Origin of the sequence: Butyrivibrio sp. (assembly GCF_017433805.1) — a bacterium.
Taxonomy (GTDB): Bacteria; Bacillota; Clostridia; order Lachnospirales; family Lachnospiraceae; genus Butyrivibrio.
In genome coordinates, this window is record NZ_JAFRGN010000013.1 from 335,504 (window position 1) to 350,315 (window position 14,812).

11 protein-coding genes and 1 pseudogene are annotated in these 14,812 nt (G+C 40.4%); 3 read left to right on the top strand and 9 right to left on the bottom strand.

Annotated features, from left to right (window positions below):
• Window positions 1-42: 42 nt before the first annotated feature.
• The 3 genes and pseudogenes from IJI01_RS04915 to IJI01_RS14885 all read left to right on the top strand — a co-directional run bounded on the left by IJI01_RS04915 (window position 43) and on the right by IJI01_RS14885 (window position 3,777).
• A complete protein-coding gene (locus tag IJI01_RS04915) occupies window positions 43-1,116 on the top strand; it encodes an ABC transporter ATP-binding protein (protein ID WP_292186653.1) in 1,074 nt (357 codons plus the stop codon).
• Window positions 1,070-1,927, top strand: a complete 858-nt coding sequence (locus tag IJI01_RS04920; protein ID WP_442861679.1) for an ABC transporter permease — start codon at window positions 1,070-1,072, stop codon at window positions 1,925-1,927. Before IJI01_RS04915 ends, IJI01_RS04920 begins: the two co-directional genes overlap by 47 nt.
• Before the next feature lies 1 nt (window position 1,928).
• Window positions 1,929-3,777 (top strand): annotated as a pseudogene (locus IJI01_RS14885) (extracellular solute-binding protein).
• A 28-nt stretch (window positions 3,778-3,805) separates the two neighbouring features.
• Here the strand turns inward: IJI01_RS14885 and IJI01_RS04930 are convergent.
• The 9 genes from IJI01_RS04930 to IJI01_RS04970 all read right to left on the bottom strand — a co-directional run bounded on the left by IJI01_RS04930 (window position 3,806) and on the right by IJI01_RS04970 (window position 14,800).
• Complete coding sequence (locus IJI01_RS04930) at window positions 3,806-5,260, bottom strand: glycoside hydrolase family 25 protein (RefSeq protein WP_292186655.1); 1,455 nt, start codon at window positions 5,258-5,260, stop codon at window positions 3,806-3,808.
• Window positions 5,261-5,263: 3 nt separating this feature from the next.
• Window positions 5,264-6,370 carry a class II aldolase/adducin family protein gene (locus tag IJI01_RS04935; protein WP_292186657.1) on the bottom strand — a complete coding sequence of 369 codons (1,107 nt, stop codon included), beginning with the start codon at window positions 6,368-6,370 and terminating at the stop codon, window positions 5,264-5,266.
• A 102-nt stretch (window positions 6,371-6,472) separates the two neighbouring features.
• On the bottom strand, window positions 6,473-7,717 hold the full coding sequence (locus tag IJI01_RS04940; protein ID WP_292186660.1) for a glutamate-5-semialdehyde dehydrogenase: 1,245 nt from the start codon (window positions 7,715-7,717) through the stop codon (window positions 6,473-6,475).
• Between the two features lie 96 nt (window positions 7,718-7,813).
• Window positions 7,814-8,713, bottom strand: a complete 900-nt coding sequence (locus IJI01_RS04945; RefSeq protein WP_292186662.1) for a ParB/RepB/Spo0J family partition protein — start codon at window positions 8,711-8,713, stop codon at window positions 7,814-7,816.
• A gap of 30 nt (window positions 8,714-8,743) precedes the next feature.
• A complete protein-coding gene (locus IJI01_RS04950) occupies window positions 8,744-10,321 on the bottom strand; it encodes a response regulator transcription factor (RefSeq protein WP_292186665.1) in 1,578 nt (525 codons plus the stop codon).
• A 62-nt stretch (window positions 10,322-10,383) separates the two neighbouring features.
• Window positions 10,384-12,240 (bottom strand): cache domain-containing sensor histidine kinase, encoded by a 1,857-nt coding sequence (locus IJI01_RS04955; RefSeq protein ID WP_292186668.1) that lies wholly within the window; start codon window positions 12,238-12,240, stop codon window positions 10,384-10,386.
• An 11-nt stretch (window positions 12,241-12,251) separates the two neighbouring features.
• Window positions 12,252-12,920, bottom strand: coding sequence for a YczE/YyaS/YitT family protein (locus IJI01_RS04960; RefSeq protein ID WP_292186671.1), 669 nt, complete (start codon window positions 12,918-12,920; stop codon window positions 12,252-12,254).
• Between the two features lie 130 nt (window positions 12,921-13,050).
• Window positions 13,051-13,896, bottom strand: a complete 846-nt coding sequence (locus IJI01_RS04965; protein WP_292186674.1) for a carbohydrate ABC transporter permease — start codon at window positions 13,894-13,896, stop codon at window positions 13,051-13,053.
• On the bottom strand, window positions 13,889-14,800 hold the full coding sequence (locus IJI01_RS04970; RefSeq protein WP_292186680.1) for a carbohydrate ABC transporter permease: 912 nt from the start codon (window positions 14,798-14,800) through the stop codon (window positions 13,889-13,891). The genes IJI01_RS04965 and IJI01_RS04970 overlap by 8 nt, the downstream gene beginning before the upstream one ends.
• Window positions 14,801-14,812 lie beyond the last annotated feature (12 nt).

The window sequence follows — 14,812 nt, forward strand, 5'->3', positions numbered from 1 at the left end:
TAGATTGAATAAATATAAATATAAGTAGGAGAACTACACATAATGAGCAAAGATCTGATTACTCTTGAGCACATTTCCAAGTCTTACGACGGTCAGCTGATACTGGATGACCTTAGTTTGTCAATTTACGAGAATTCTTTTGTTACCCTTTTAGGACCAAGTGGTTGTGGTAAAACTACTACTCTTAGAATTATAGGCGGTTTTGAGAAACCTGATCAGGGCCGTGTTATTTTTGATGGACAGGATATTACTAATCTTGCCCCTAACAAGAGACAGCTCAATACAGTATTCCAAAAATATGCTCTTTTTACACATATGACTATCGCCGAGAATATAGCTTTTGGCCTTAAGATCAAGAATAAGTCTGACAGCTATATCAAGGACAAGATCAAATATGCTCTTAAGCTTGTAAACCTTGAGGGCTTTGAGAATCGTATGCCTGATTCCTTATCAGGTGGTCAGCAGCAGCGAATCGCCATTGCAAGAGCTATTGTTAATGAGCCCAAGGTTCTTCTTTTGGATGAACCTCTTGGAGCTCTTGACCTTAAGATGCGTCAGGACATGCAGTATGAGCTTAAAAGACTCAAGGATGAGCTTGGTATCACCTTCATTTATGTTACACACGATCAGGAAGAAGCTCTTACAATGTCTGACCATATCGTAGTCATGAACCAGGGCTATATCCAGCAGGAAGGCTCTCCAGAGAAGATCTACAACGAGCCTGAAAATGCTTTTGTTGCTGACTTTATCGGCGACAGCAATATCATCAGATCAACCATGATCAGGGATGAGCTTGTAGAAATACTCGGTGCTAAATTTGCCTGCGTAGATAAGGGCTTTGGTGAGAACAAGCCTGTTGACGTTGTTATAAGACCTGAAGACGTTGAGCTTGTTGCTCCTGATGCCGGTACTATCAACGGTGTTGTAACAGGCCTTACCTTCAAGGGTGTTCACTATGAGATGGATGTAGAAGCAAACGGCTATGAATGGCTCGTTCATTCAACTAAGCTTTCAGAAGTTGGAAGCAATGTTGGCATCAAGATAGATCCATTTAATATTCAGATCATGAATGTTCCTGCTTCTGAGGACGAGGAGGCAATCAGTGAAACTGTTTAAATCTAAGCGTAGCGCAGGCCTTATGGCTTCTCCATATATAGCCTGGGCAATAATCTTTATAGTAGTGCCACTTTGTATGGTCTTTTACTATGGTTTAACCAGCGCTGATGGTGGCTTCACCTTTGATAACATAGCAACTATCATGAAGCCCGGATATATCAAGGCTCTTAAGAGATCCATTGTCCTTGCGATCATCAGTACTCTGGTATGCTTTTTATTGTCATACCCTCTTGGAATGATTCTTGCTTCCATGAAGCTTAAAAAGAATGCGTATATCGTCACTCTTTTTATCCTTCCCATGTGGATGAACTTCCTTTTGAGGACACTTACATGGATGACCTTGCTGGAAGGAAAAGGTGTTATCAACACAATCCTTGAATTCCTGCATCTTCCAACGCTTAATATCATCAACACCAATGGTGCGATCGTTCTTGGTATGGTGTATAACTTCCTGCCATTTATGATTTTGCCAATTTATAATGCCCTTAACAGAATTGATGAAAATGTTATTAACGCAGCAAGAGACCTCGGCGCTGGAACTGTTCAGACTTTCCTTCGCATAACTCTTCCACTGTCCATGCCTGGTATCCTTAGTGGTATCACAATGGTATTTATTCCTGCACTTACAACCTTTGCGATTTCTACAATGCTTGGAGGCTCCAAGATTCTTCTCATTGGTAATATCATCGAGCAGGAATTCACACAGCTCTATGACTGGCATCTTGGAAGTGGTCTTTCAATAGTGCTCATGATTTTCATCATACTCAATATGATCATTGAGAATCTATCAGATAATGGAGGTAACAACTAAAATGAGAAAAGTTTTAGAACGTATTTATCTTGCCATTATCCTGATTTTTATGTACGCTCCTATCCTTACTCTTATTGTGCTGAGCTTTAACTCCAGCAAATCAAGAGCTAAATGGGGCGGCTTTACACTTAAGTGGTACATCAATCTTTTGTCAGATGAAGCTGTTGCCAGTGCCCTTTTTAACACACTATCAATAGCAGTACTTGCCACTATCTTTTCAACAATAATTGGAACCTTCACCTGTATCGCTATGATCGGCTTATCCAGTAAGCTTCGTTCCATCATCATGGGTATTACTAACATTCCTATGATCAACGCAGATATCGTAACTGGTATCTCACTTATGCTGCTGTTCAGGTTCCTTCATATCAGTACAGGCTTTACAACAATCCTTCTTGCCCATATTACATTCAACATCCCATTTGTAATGCTGAGTGTTATGCCAAGGGTCAAGAATATCAATTTCTACGTCTATGAAGCAGCCCTTGATCTTGGAGCATCAAGACCATACGCATTCTTCAAGACAATCCTTCCTGATATAGTCCCAGGTATCGTATCAGGTGCACTTATGGCCTTTACCATGTCTCTTGATGACTTTATCATTACTTATTTCACCAAGGGTTCAGGCTTTGAGACTTTATCAACACTCATTTATAACGAAGTAAAAAGAGGCATTCAGCCTGAAATCTATGCCCTCTCTGCTCTGATATTCGTAGTAGTTCTGGTTCTTCTCATGATTGTTTACAGAGCACCTCAGGCAAAGACTAAGGAGAAATAAGATGAAAAGACGTATTGTTTCCTGCCTTCTTACAGCTGCAATGGTAATTCCAATGCTGACAGGCTGTGGCGGCAGCGACTTATCCAAATACCCAAACGGTAAGCTATATGTTTATAACTGGGGCGAATATATCGATGAAGAAGTAATTGATGAATTCGAGGAAGAATATGGAATAGATGTTGTCTATGACATGTTTGAGACCAACGAGATCATGTATGCCAAGCTGGCTCAGGATAATTCCGCTTACGATGTTGTATGCCCTTCCGATTACATGATCCAGAAGCTCATCGAGCATGATATGTTAAAAGAGCTTAATTTTGCCAACATACCTAATTCAGCTAACATTGGTGAGCAGTACTTTGAACAGTCCAAAGACTTCGATCCTGAGAACAAGTACTCAGTACCTTACTGCTGGGGAACTGTTGGAATCCTCTACAACCAGACACTGGTTGATGATGTAGTAGATAGCTGGGATATCCTTTGGAATCCCAAGTATAACGGCCAGATTCTCATGCAGGATTCAGTTAGAGATGCCATGATGGTAGCACTTCTAAAAAATGGTTACTCATTGAATTCTACTAACCCGGATGAAATTGCAGTTGCAACAGCTGATCTCATCACCCAGAAGCCTCTTGTTCAGGCCTACGTAGTAGATCAGGTGCGTGATAAGATGATCGGCGGAGAAGCTGCACTTGGAGTAATCTACTCCGGTGAAGCTATCTATACAGCCAGAGAAAATCCTGATCTTGTATACGTAGTACCTAAGGAAGGCACCAATGTATGGATTGATTCATGGGTAATAACCAAAGAATCCAAGAATGTAGAAAATGCCGAGAAATGGATTGATTTCATGTGTAGAGGTGATATAGCACTCAAGAACTTCGAATACATCACCTACTCCACTCCTAATGACGTGGCTAAAGAGAACATCGAGGATGAAGACATCAAGAACTCGAAAGTTGCCTTCCCAGACCTTGATAGCTTCCCTACTGAGTCTTACAAGTACTTAGGATACGAAGCAGACAGATTATATAACGATGCATGGATGGAAGTAAAATCCGCCGATTATTAAAGCAAAAGGAGCCGCATAGCGACTCCTTTTATTTGATTACGTTCATGTCTACATTCCCTGAAACGCCAGCAACGTGTCCTTTTGAGGTATACTGCCACATGTCGTAACGTGTAGCTGTGTAGGTAGGAATGTCAACGTATTGTGCAAGCCAGATTTTATAGTCAGTGAAGGATGCTGTATTAAGACGTCCTTCTTCGAACCACTTTTTGTTGGAGTAGATGCCTGCGGTGTAGCCGGCGTTTCGGATGGTGGCAAGAAAGGCGTGACAGATAGCGGTTCTTTCATCGCAGGAAATCTGGTCACCACGGCCGTGGCTGGCTTCTACATCAAGATAAACAGGCATCTGAAGTGAGTAGCCACTTAGGAGTTCGAGTACCATAGAGGCTTCTTCGACAGCTTCTGCTTCGTTGACAGCCTGAGTGAAGAAATATACTCCTGTATTGATTCCTGCACTCTGAGCACCTGACATATTGCTGTAATAAAGAGGATCAATTACGAGAGCGCCTGAGCTGGAGCCTCTGTAGCCACATCTGATGATGGCAAAATTGATGCCATCGTTTTTAACCGCATTCCAGTCTATAGTGCCATTGTGTTTGGATACATCGATTCCCTTAACACCGCTGTGCGCAGCCACGTACTGAGGATCTGTAGCAATAGCTGGTGCCTGTATAGTTCCTGAGCTTGCGCCGGTGTATGCCTCTTTTGTCGGCTCATTTTTGGCCTTTTCGCTCTCAGCTGTTTCTGCCTCTATCTGAGCCAATATATCCTCAGCTTCTTCTGAAAGATCATCCTCCTGAAGCTCTGGCGTTGCAGCAGTAGACGCATCTTCCTGCGGCTGAGAAGCGCTGATATCAGTAGTCTGATCCACTTCCTGTACCTTAGTATCTTCCTCTGCTACATTGATCTGGGATTCATCCTTGATCTCATCCTTAATGTCGACTTTGGCGTATTCAATATGATCAGATACAGTAATTGTCTGAGATTTATCAGAATGATAGGTCTTATTATCTACTGTTATGTCAGATAAAAAAACTGTATAATCCCCAGGTTCAACATATGGAATATATATAATTCCATCCATATCCGTATCTGAATAATCTACTGTCTTGTTTTTACTCTTAACTGTAACCGTAAAATTAACACTGGAAATAAGCTTATCTGTGGCACTGTTAGAAAGCTTGATCTTGAGGTCGTCCTGAATAGATCTAAGTGAAATAGCTACTGTAATATCTTCTGCCACCAGACTTTCGCTAGTTCCAGAAGAGCTGCTATCTATTCCGTTTTCTTCTCTTAGCTCCTCACCATCTATAAGTCCCAGGTTCAGAGCTTCCAGATTGGAAACAGATTCAAAGATCGAGCTCTGCTCTATATCCGCCTGCTCAAACTCCTCTTCCCCACTATTAACAATTAAAAACCCTACTGGAATAATTACCAGCAGGGCAACAATTACAGTTATTAAAACTATCTGTGTTTTTTTAAACATTAATCAATTACCTTTTATATCCGCAAGTTTGGAATAGGACTTCCTGTAATGCCTATTCATCTTGTAACTCTCCCAGAATGAAAGATAATGTCCTTCTCCATTACGCATAACAGAAATATATGCTATGCAGCCCTTATCAAGAACGATTGCAACAGCCATTGCATCATCAAGAGTTGAACCTACACAGTAAGCGCCATCATTAAGAGCAAAGACTGCATTAACATTTTTCTTGATATTGTGGTAGCTCTGACCATCTCTGCCATGCTCGTTACTGGGCACCTTAACACTATAGCCAATAAGCTGAGCAAAATCATCAAGAAGTGGTCTCATATGGCTGGCTCTCCTGGATACTGTCACAACAGCTTCTGACTTGTTATGAACGATGTATTTAACATCAGGGCGCTTCTTATATATCTTTTCATGTATATGACGAACTCTTATTGGTGTATCAGGCTTGTCATAAACGATCTCGCCATTTTCAAGATGGCTGTTATAGCCTTCCTCTACTCCGTGCTTCATATCTGTCTTACATACATCAGACAAGAAATTATGGCAGGCAACTTCCATTCTCTTGGCCTCAAAAACAGCCTCTTCGGAATTTTCTCCCAGGCACACTGTTCCATGATTAGCCATGATAAAGCCATTAACATCAGGGAACTTCCTGACTGCCATTGCCACGTTCTGCGCAAGCTTATCTGTTCCAGGAAGCGCATAAGGCGCAACTGGAATAACCATATCTGTATCATCAAAATAGGATAATATCTTCTTGATTCCAAGTGTTCCAGCGCATGAAGCATATACCTGATGTGTATGAACAATAAAGCCCACATCCGGACGTTCTTTATAGCAAGCTGCATGAACAGCCTTCTCGCTGGAAGGAAGAACATCTCCCTCGTAGGAAAGGTCGTTAATATTCACCTTGACTATCATGTCAGGTGTCAGATCCTCATATTTAATTCCGCTTGGTGTGATCAAAAAAGATTTGTCGTCTACCCTCTGACTTATATTCCCCCAGGTACGAACTAAAAGCCCCGCCTCATGAAGTTCTCTTGAAACAGCGATAATTCTCTCGCATGCCTCTCTAAGTTCCTCAATAGTTGTAATTGCCATAACCCCAAAATCCCCGTTTATACAATATTATTGGCATCAATAATGCCGCCATATCATATATTACTATTTTTGAGCGGATTTATCCATATAAATATGTCGTAATTATCCTCGAATCTGACCATTTCCAACTATTCTGTACTTGTAGGATGTAAGCTCTCTAAGTCCCATAGGGCCTCTTGCGTGAAGCTTTTGTGTGCTGATTCCAATCTCTGCTCCAAAGCCAAATTCAAAACCATCTGTAAATCTTGTTGAAGCATTTACATATACACATGCTGCGTCTACTTCATTGAGGAATTTCTCTGCAGCCTCTTTATTCTCTGTGATAATGGATTCAGAATGACCTGTATTATATCTGTTGATATGCTCTATAGCTTCAGATATATCATTAACAGTCTTAACAGAAATGATGTAATCAAGATACTCTTTTCCAAAATCCTCTTCTGTTGCAGACTTGGAGTCAGTAAGGATTTCTTTAGCCTTTTCATCAGCCCTTACCTCTACCTTGTGCTCCTTCATGACAGCATCAAATAAGGGCAGGAATCTGTCCTTGATATCCTTGTGTACAACAAGTGATTCTGCAGCATTACACACGCCAATACGCTGTGTCTTGGCATTGATGATGATTGGGATTGCTTTCTCTAAATCTGCATCTTTATCGACATAAATATGACAATTTCCAGTACCAGTTTCGATAACCGGAATTGTAGAATTCTCAACGACAGCTCTGATAAGGCCAGCACTTCCGCGTGGAATCAGAACGTCAACATATTCCTTCATCTTCATAAATGAAGTAGTTACGCTCCTGTCTGTATCCTCTATGAGCTGGATGACATCAGGGTTAATGCTTTCTTCTGTGAGCGCATCCCTGATAACCTTGGTTATAGCGATATTACTGTTTATAGCATCGCTTCCACCCTTTAAAATTACAGCATTACCCGATTTGAAGGTAAGGCTGAATGCATCAGCTGTAACATTTGGCCTTGATTCGTAGATAATACCGATAACACCAAATGGAACTCTGACCTTGGATATCTCAAGACCATTTGGCCTTGTAAAATGCTCTATTTCTGTCCCGATAGGATCTTCTAGTTCTACAACTTCTCTAAGCCCCTCAGCCATAGCCTCGATACGCTTATTATCAAGCTTAAGTCTGTCCAGCATGCCCTGATGCATGCCATTGGACACACCATTATCATAGTCCTTCTGATTGGCTTCCAGAATAAAATCAGCCCTTTGAACAAGTGCATCTGCAACATGAAGCAAGGCCTTATTCTTGACCTCAGTACTAAGTATCTGTGCCTCGTACTTAACCTTTTTTGCCCTCTGACAAATCTCTAAAAGTTCCATACACATTCTCCCACGCTTAAATCAAGTAAAATCCCGTAACAAACTATTTTCCTTAAATTATAAGCGCACAAGTCCCCACTAATCAATTGACCTTTTTTAAGATTTAGAATCAACTTCCTTGTCATCAAGCTTGGAAATGAACTCAATTATATCTTTTGACCACTTCTCATCATCAGCATCAAGCTCATGTTCCTCAAACTCGCCGCCCTTTCCTCTGGTTACAAGGAGCATATCGTTATCTATGTGTATCGTAGTCTTATACTTATCTGCTACCATGTTCTTGATATTCTGCAATTTCTCTGATTCCTGATTAGCAAATTTATTGCCAGTTCCAGTAATGATACCATCAACACTTACATAATACTTTTTAAACAATTTGGCTACATCATCAGTAGAATAATAATCCCTTGAATATACCCAGATGTCATAATCATGTGCTCTGAGATATCTGAAAAGAGCTGGAATACCGAGTCTTATTCGTTTCTTATTCTTGGACATGAAAAGACTTGGTATCTTCTCTATATTTTCATCATCTTTATCTCTGAATACGACCTCATCAAGGTCAAGAGTAACTCTTCTTACATTGGTAGATTCCTCGATCACTCTCTTGATATCATCAGGAAGCATCATGTTTACTACCTGAACTGGAACCTTTTTGACACCAAGCTTAAGAGCTGCCGCCCATCTGTGATGACCATTTTGCAGAATATATCCTCTCGGGTGCGCCTTTAGAACAATAAGTGGTTCCATAAGTGGAGCTCCACCTTTATGCATATCATCCCTGAACTTCTTCTCATATTCCCCGATTATCCTATAGCTGGGGCCTACATTAGGGAAGCAGAATTCATCATCAGGATTAGGATGAATATTTGTGCACTTAACTTTCTGAACAAGGAACTTATCATACCAGTTGCAATCGACAGGTACATACAGATCCTTCTGCTCCTGAAGCTGGTCATTTAAATACTTCTGGAAATCAGTATTAGTCATCACCATATCTCTTACCTCCGTGCAAGAGTCAAAAGATTAGTTTTGCTCTTTACTCATACTCCTCGGTGATATGCCATAAAACTTCTTGAATACATTTGAAAAATAACTCACATCATTAAAGCCAACTTTCTCAGCTATTGCTGAGAGCTTTTCATCAGTTGTAGTAAGAAGACGCTTAGCCTCCTGCATACGATACTGTGTGATGTACTCAGTAAGGGTCATATCCATTTCGCTCTTAAACATCTTGCGAAGATATGTCTGGTTCACGCAAAGGCTCTCTGAGATATCAGAAATAGACAGGTTGCTGTCAGAATAGTTCTGGATGATATATTCCTTGGCAGCACTGGCAACATCGTGAGTCTTGGAGGTTTTCTTAACCTTCTCGAACTCAATTCTCTTTTTGTATAAAAAGATAACCCTGTCCTTCATCTCCTGTGCAGAAGTCGCATCAGCCATGAATTTCTCCGGCATGAAGCCATCTCCGTAGATCTTATCAATAGAAAAACCGTTACTGATAATATTCGTCATCAAAATACTGATGGCGCTGGTCAGAAGATTCATATCAGATATAGATACCTTGCCTGCTTCAGCCTTATCCATGTGAAGCTTTTCCCACAGACTGTTAAGGACTTTTTCTGCATCATCTTCCTGAAGTGTCTCAATATCTTTATTGAGCCTTATAATTGCATCAAGCGACGGTGAAGAAACGCTCTCACTGATATTTCGAAGATCCCAAAGCTGTCCGTAGCCCTTTTCGCCTAGCATTACCAGAGCTTTTTCGTATGCTTTTTTCACATCATTCATTGTATCCGCCTGAGAAAGAGCTATGGCGCTTCCAATTCCCAGCTGATTCTTAACAATCTGAATGATATCTGTGAACTCATATCCCTTATAAAGATTAATATCGGCAGAAGATTCAAAATGCATTAGTACCACGATATTGTTCTCAAAGTCGTGGAATATTTTGAACTTACCGGCGATTTCCAGCTTATCTGCAAGCATCTTGGCTATGAGACTCTCCCAGTTCATAAGCTGCTCTCTTGAATCAGCCTCTTTATCAGCCAGAGCACTGGCATCAAATCTAAATAGCGCCAGAAGATATCCGCCGTCATCATTTTCCCGTCCAAAGAGCTTCTGCTCAAGGCTGCGGACTGCCTCGTCATCGCTTATTCCAGCATAGATAAGGGCTCTAAGTTCCTCATAATATTCCTCTTTTTTGCTGTCTGTACTCTCAAGGGCCTTATCAATATTATCCTGGAGCTTAAGTAGGCTAAGGATGAGTTCCTCTTTTTCAAAGGGCTTGACGATATAATCGCAGACACCAAGCTTAACAGCTTTTCTGGCATACTCAAACTCGTTATTACCAGTTATGAGTATCACGGAAATATCAGGGTAATCCCTTGTAATCTTCTCTGCCAGTTCCAGGCCATTAAGATATGGCATTGTAATGTCAGTTAAAACAACGTCAGGATAGTATTCATCCAGCTTCTCCAGTGCCTCTTTTCCATCATGAGCTTCACAGCATATTTCAAATCCATATGAATTCCAATCGATACAGCCCCTTAGGTATTCAAGGAAAATAGGCATATCGTCTACGATCATTATTCGTATCACTTTAGGTTCTCCTTTGGCGCAATTTTGAGATTCAAAAATGCGTCATAATACTTTATACGATGTTATTCTGAATATGGCACTTTAACAATTACAGTTGTGCCAACATTCTCTGTACTCTCGATTCTGGCGCCGTATTCCCTGCCAAAATAGAGCTTGATTCTCTTTGCTACGCTATATAATCCAAAATGGCTACCACCTTTTGTAGAGTCATGGTCGGTAATCTCCGCTTCCTTAGCCATTTTCTTTTCATCGCTGTCAAAAATATCTTCCTTGTTCAGAAGGTCGTTGAGTTTTCTTAGCTCATCTACCTTCATTCCGATTCCGTCATCTATAACGCGAAGCTCAACATAGCTATCTACAATTCTGCCAGTAACAGTGATCTTACCCCAGCTGGATTTATTCTTAATGCCATGATAAATCGCATTTTCTACAAGGGGCTGCAAAGTCATCTTAGGGATCTGTGAATTAAAGGCCTTGGCATCCACATCGATCTCATAGCTAAACTTATCGCCGTAGCGCATTGTCTGAAGATCAAGATAGTCCCTTATTATCTGAATTTCTCTTTCGATGGTTACGATTTCCTCGCTGCCAGATAGAGAATTCTTGTAATAGCTGGCAAGCTTATGTGTTACTCTTGCTGCCTCTTTACTACGGTTCATCTCGATCAGCATGATGATAATATCCAGCGTGTTGTATAGGAAATGAGGCTTAACCTGCTCCTGAATAAGGGCAAGCTCGTATTCCCTTTTCTTTTTGGCCTCATCGTCAACCTGTTTGAGAAGCTCCATATTGCGCTGAGTCATATAGTTGAAGATTCTTCCAAGCCTACCTATCTCATCCTTGGTCTTGAACCTGAATCTTACGCTCATATCGCCTTCTGCAATCTGCTCTGCCCCGTCATGGAGCACCTTAAGAGGCTTGGTTACAAAGTTTGCAGAAAACCATACAGAAATGAGTAGCAGAACTATGGTAAAAGAGCTAGTTGTCAGAAGGATAAACTTAAGGTCTTTACCTGTAACATTGAACTTATTGAGGTTAGTAATACCAATTACAGTAAAATCATATTCCTCAATAGCATCCCTTGCTAAAAGATAGGTCTCGTTCTGGTATTTGATCAGCTTTTCCCCTGATTGCAAGAGTCCCTCTATAAAATCATGATCCTCATAAATAGGATCTTTAATATTAGTTTCTGACAGTATATTTCCCCATGAATCATAGAGGAAGTAATAGCTTATCTCGCTTTGGGATGACTCTATGAGATAATCCTTATCCATGTTTACAAAAAGATATCCCAAATGAGTTCCTGTAACTATATTGATGACATGCTTGCCAAGAGTAATTATCTCTTTTCCCTTTTTATCAAAAGGATTCTGGGCTGGATCCATCATTACAGTCTTGCCACCAGCATACTTAAGGTCATATACATATTCCGAAAACTTGATATGCGCCTTATCCTCTGAAAAAGATGGATCTGATGAATAGAATCTTCCGCTATAGTCGATGAAAACTATAGATGAGATACCGTTGTAGATGAGAAGTGACTGTGACAACTGGCTTATTATCTTGTTATCCCTTGTGACCTGCTTCATAGTCTTGTCATTATAGTAATTGCCAAACTCAATAGTCAGGTTATTAGAGCACAGCTCGCCGTTTTGCAGAACCGAAGATATTCTATCCGACATGATCCTGATATTCTCTTCTATCTGCTTGTCAGCTCTTTGCATAATGGCTCTGTTATAAAAAATAAGCATCAAAACAGTCAGTACCACCATTGGAATCAGTGCTACCAACATAGTTATTGATGCCATTTTATACTTGATGGATATGTTGCGGGCTCTACCTCTGACAAAGCGCTTCCCGCCCGGAGTATACTCCTCCATATCCTTCAAGGTCATATTATTAAAATCTGTATTAGCCATATCAGGTCCTATTACTTGTTATCACCTTTGTTAAGAAAAGGTCTTGTAATATGAACATTAAAAAACTCAATAAGTGGTCCCATGAAAAACGCTGTTATTATAGTTCCCACACCAACAATTGTAGGAATCTGCATGATTGTACCGCCTGATATCAGGAAAAGAGCTGTTCCTATAGCAATACATACAAGATCAGTGATAATCCTCACATACTGGAACTTACCTTTTTTCCATGTGTTAACGATAATAAGTGCTACCGCGTCATAGGTAGATACGCCAAGGTCAGCAGTCATATAAAAAGCTGAGCCAAAGCATAGAATGACTACTCCAACGACAAGGCACATAACACGAACGATCATGGATGGCTCAACGATCACAGTCTGAAGGAATTCATAAGTAAACTGTGTTATGTAGCCAAGAAGGAATAAATTGATAAATGTAGCTATTCCGATATAGTGCCTGTCAAAAACAAGAGCAAATAAAAGCATCACAGCATTTGTTATCACATATAAAGTTCCAAACTGGATTGGAACAAGTGCATCAAGGCCCGCCATAAAGGACTGGAATGGATCCACCCCAAGTGCTGCTATCTTGAATATTCCAACGCTTATTGCACAGGTAATAACTCCAAAAAGCGACATGCCGATTCTTTTTTTCATTGATGATGTAAGTTTAACTGCCATATTATATGTCTCCGTATTTCAATATATCTTTTGCTTTATGAGTATACCATAAACGTTTCCATCATGTTTGTACATAGAAATTCCCCTTAAGTAATTCTAAAAGATTACTTAAGGGGTCTAATTCTATATATCAGCCCTTAACAGCTCCGCCGATAGTCATGGCGCTCTCAACCTGTTCTGAGAATATTGAATAAACAATGATAGCTGGGAATGAAGCAATTACCATTGTTGCTCCCATTCCGCCCCAGTCTGTTGTGAACTCGCCCTGGAAGAATAATACTCCAAGAGGAAGTGTCTTAAGCTCTGGGATACTTCCTACTACTACGTTTGCAAGAATGAACTCATTCCATGCATTGAGGAAGATGTAAATGATAAGTGTTACTGTAGCTGGTCTTACAAGTGGCTCAATGATCATAAAGAAGGTCTGATAGATAGTAGCTCCATCCATGCAGGCAGCTTCTTCAAGCTCCATTGGGATTCCCTTAAAGAATCCGTAGTAAACCATACATGCAAATGCAAGGTTGATTGCAATATAAGGTAAGATCAGAGACCATCTTGTTCCCATGAGGTTAAACTTCTGAACAACCTTAACAACAGGGATCATAATAGCCTGAACAGGAATGAACATTCCAAGTCCAAGAAACAATCTTGTAAAGGTCTTGAGCTTCCATACCATTCTGCTGGTTGCATAAGAGAATAAAAGCGCAGAAAAGATTGTTATAGCAACAGTTCCAATTGAAACAAGTAAACTGTTGAGGAAATACAGCGGAACATCGTATTTAGTCCATGCTGTAATGTAGTTCTCATAGTGAAGTGGCCAAGGGAAACCAAAGGGGTTCGTTACAAAGATTTCCTGATTAGTCTTAAATGAATAAAACAGCATCCAGATAAGTTGATAAAGTGAAAACGCTGCATAGATCCAGCAAAATGCTACAAATACGTAATGCAGTGCTTTGTTATTACTATCCTTATGCATTGCGTTTCCTCCTTGCTTTTTCTTCTTCCTTCTTCTGGTCCTTATCTCTGAAGATAAAGTTGATCACCAGCATAACAAGCATACATTCAATAACCATGATTGATGCTGCAGAAAGTCCGTAGCCATAGTTACTCTTCTTAAATGCAGCATTGTACATCATGTATGTAAGAGTAAAGGTTGACTTGTTAGGACCACCGCCTGTCAAAATGTTCATCTCAGTGAAGGCCTTGATACCACCTGTAAGTGAAATGATAAGACAGAACTTGTAAGTCTCAGCAAGAAGAGGAATTGTGATCTTCATGTGAGCCTTAACATTGGAACATCCATCGATTCTGGCTGCCTCGTAGTAGTCAGCAGGAATTGACTTGATACCAGCTACGATAAGTGCGAACTGATATCCCATCCACTGCCATGCATTAGCAAAAGCAATTACATAGATAGCCTTGTATCTGTCTCCAAGCCAGTTCTGCTTGAAATCTGAGCCAGCAACCTCGAACAGCTTGTTAAGAAGTCCCTCTCCACTAAGGATAGCGCTCCAAAGCTGACATACAACTGTTACAGAAAGAATTACAGGAATGAAGTATGCTACTCTGAGGAACTTTCTTCCCTTCATCTTCTTATCAGAGATTGTGATAGCAAATATAGTTGCAAAGAGCATCTGATAAACTGTGATCACAATGGCAAAAATGAACTGGTTTCTGTTTGATGTATAAAACACTCTATCAGTGAACAGGTCAACATAGTTCTTAAGACCTGTAAAATTCGGCATTGTAAGACCATTCCAGTCTGTAAAGCTATAAGCAAATACCTGGATGATCGGAATAAAATCAAAAGTTATAAAGATTGCAAGTGCTGGCAAAATGAATAACAAGATCGCCAGTTTGTTACCCATGTATTTTTTCATGGTTTATCTCCC

What these genes read in the sequence shown, in the direction of transcription:
- IJI01_RS04945 (WP_292186662.1), bottom strand. Translation starts at nt 8,713, where the DNA reads ATGGTGATGACTAATACTGATTTCCAGAAGTATTTAAATGACCAGCTT.
- IJI01_RS04970 (WP_292186680.1), bottom strand. Translation starts at nt 14,800, where the DNA reads ATGAAAAAATACATGGGTAACAAACTGGCGATCTTGTTATTCATTTTG.
- IJI01_RS04955 (WP_292186668.1), bottom strand. Translation starts at nt 12,240, where the DNA reads ATGGCTAATACAGATTTTAATAATATGACCTTGAAGGATATGGAGGAG.
- IJI01_RS04915 (WP_292186653.1), top strand. Translation starts at nt 43, where the DNA reads ATGAGCAAAGATCTGATTACTCTTGAGCACATTTCCAAGTCTTACGAC.
- IJI01_RS04965 (WP_292186674.1), bottom strand. Translation starts at nt 13,896, where the DNA reads ATGCATAAGGATAGTAATAACAAAGCACTGCATTACGTATTTGTAGCA.
- IJI01_RS04920 (WP_442861679.1), top strand. Translation starts at nt 1,070, where the DNA reads ATGTTCCTGCTTCTGAGGACGAGGAGGCAATCAGTGAAACTGTTTAAA.
- IJI01_RS04960 (WP_292186671.1), bottom strand. Translation starts at nt 12,920, where the DNA reads ATGGCAGTTAAACTTACATCATCAATGAAAAAAAGAATCGGCATGTCG.
- IJI01_RS04930 (WP_292186655.1), bottom strand. Translation starts at nt 5,260, where the DNA reads ATGTTTAAAAAAACACAGATAGTTTTAATAACTGTAATTGTTGCCCTG.
- IJI01_RS04935 (WP_292186657.1), bottom strand. Translation starts at nt 6,370, where the DNA reads ATGGCAATTACAACTATTGAGGAACTTAGAGAGGCATGCGAGAGAATT.
- IJI01_RS04940 (WP_292186660.1), bottom strand. Translation starts at nt 7,717, where the DNA reads ATGGAACTTTTAGAGATTTGTCAGAGGGCAAAAAAGGTTAAGTACGAG.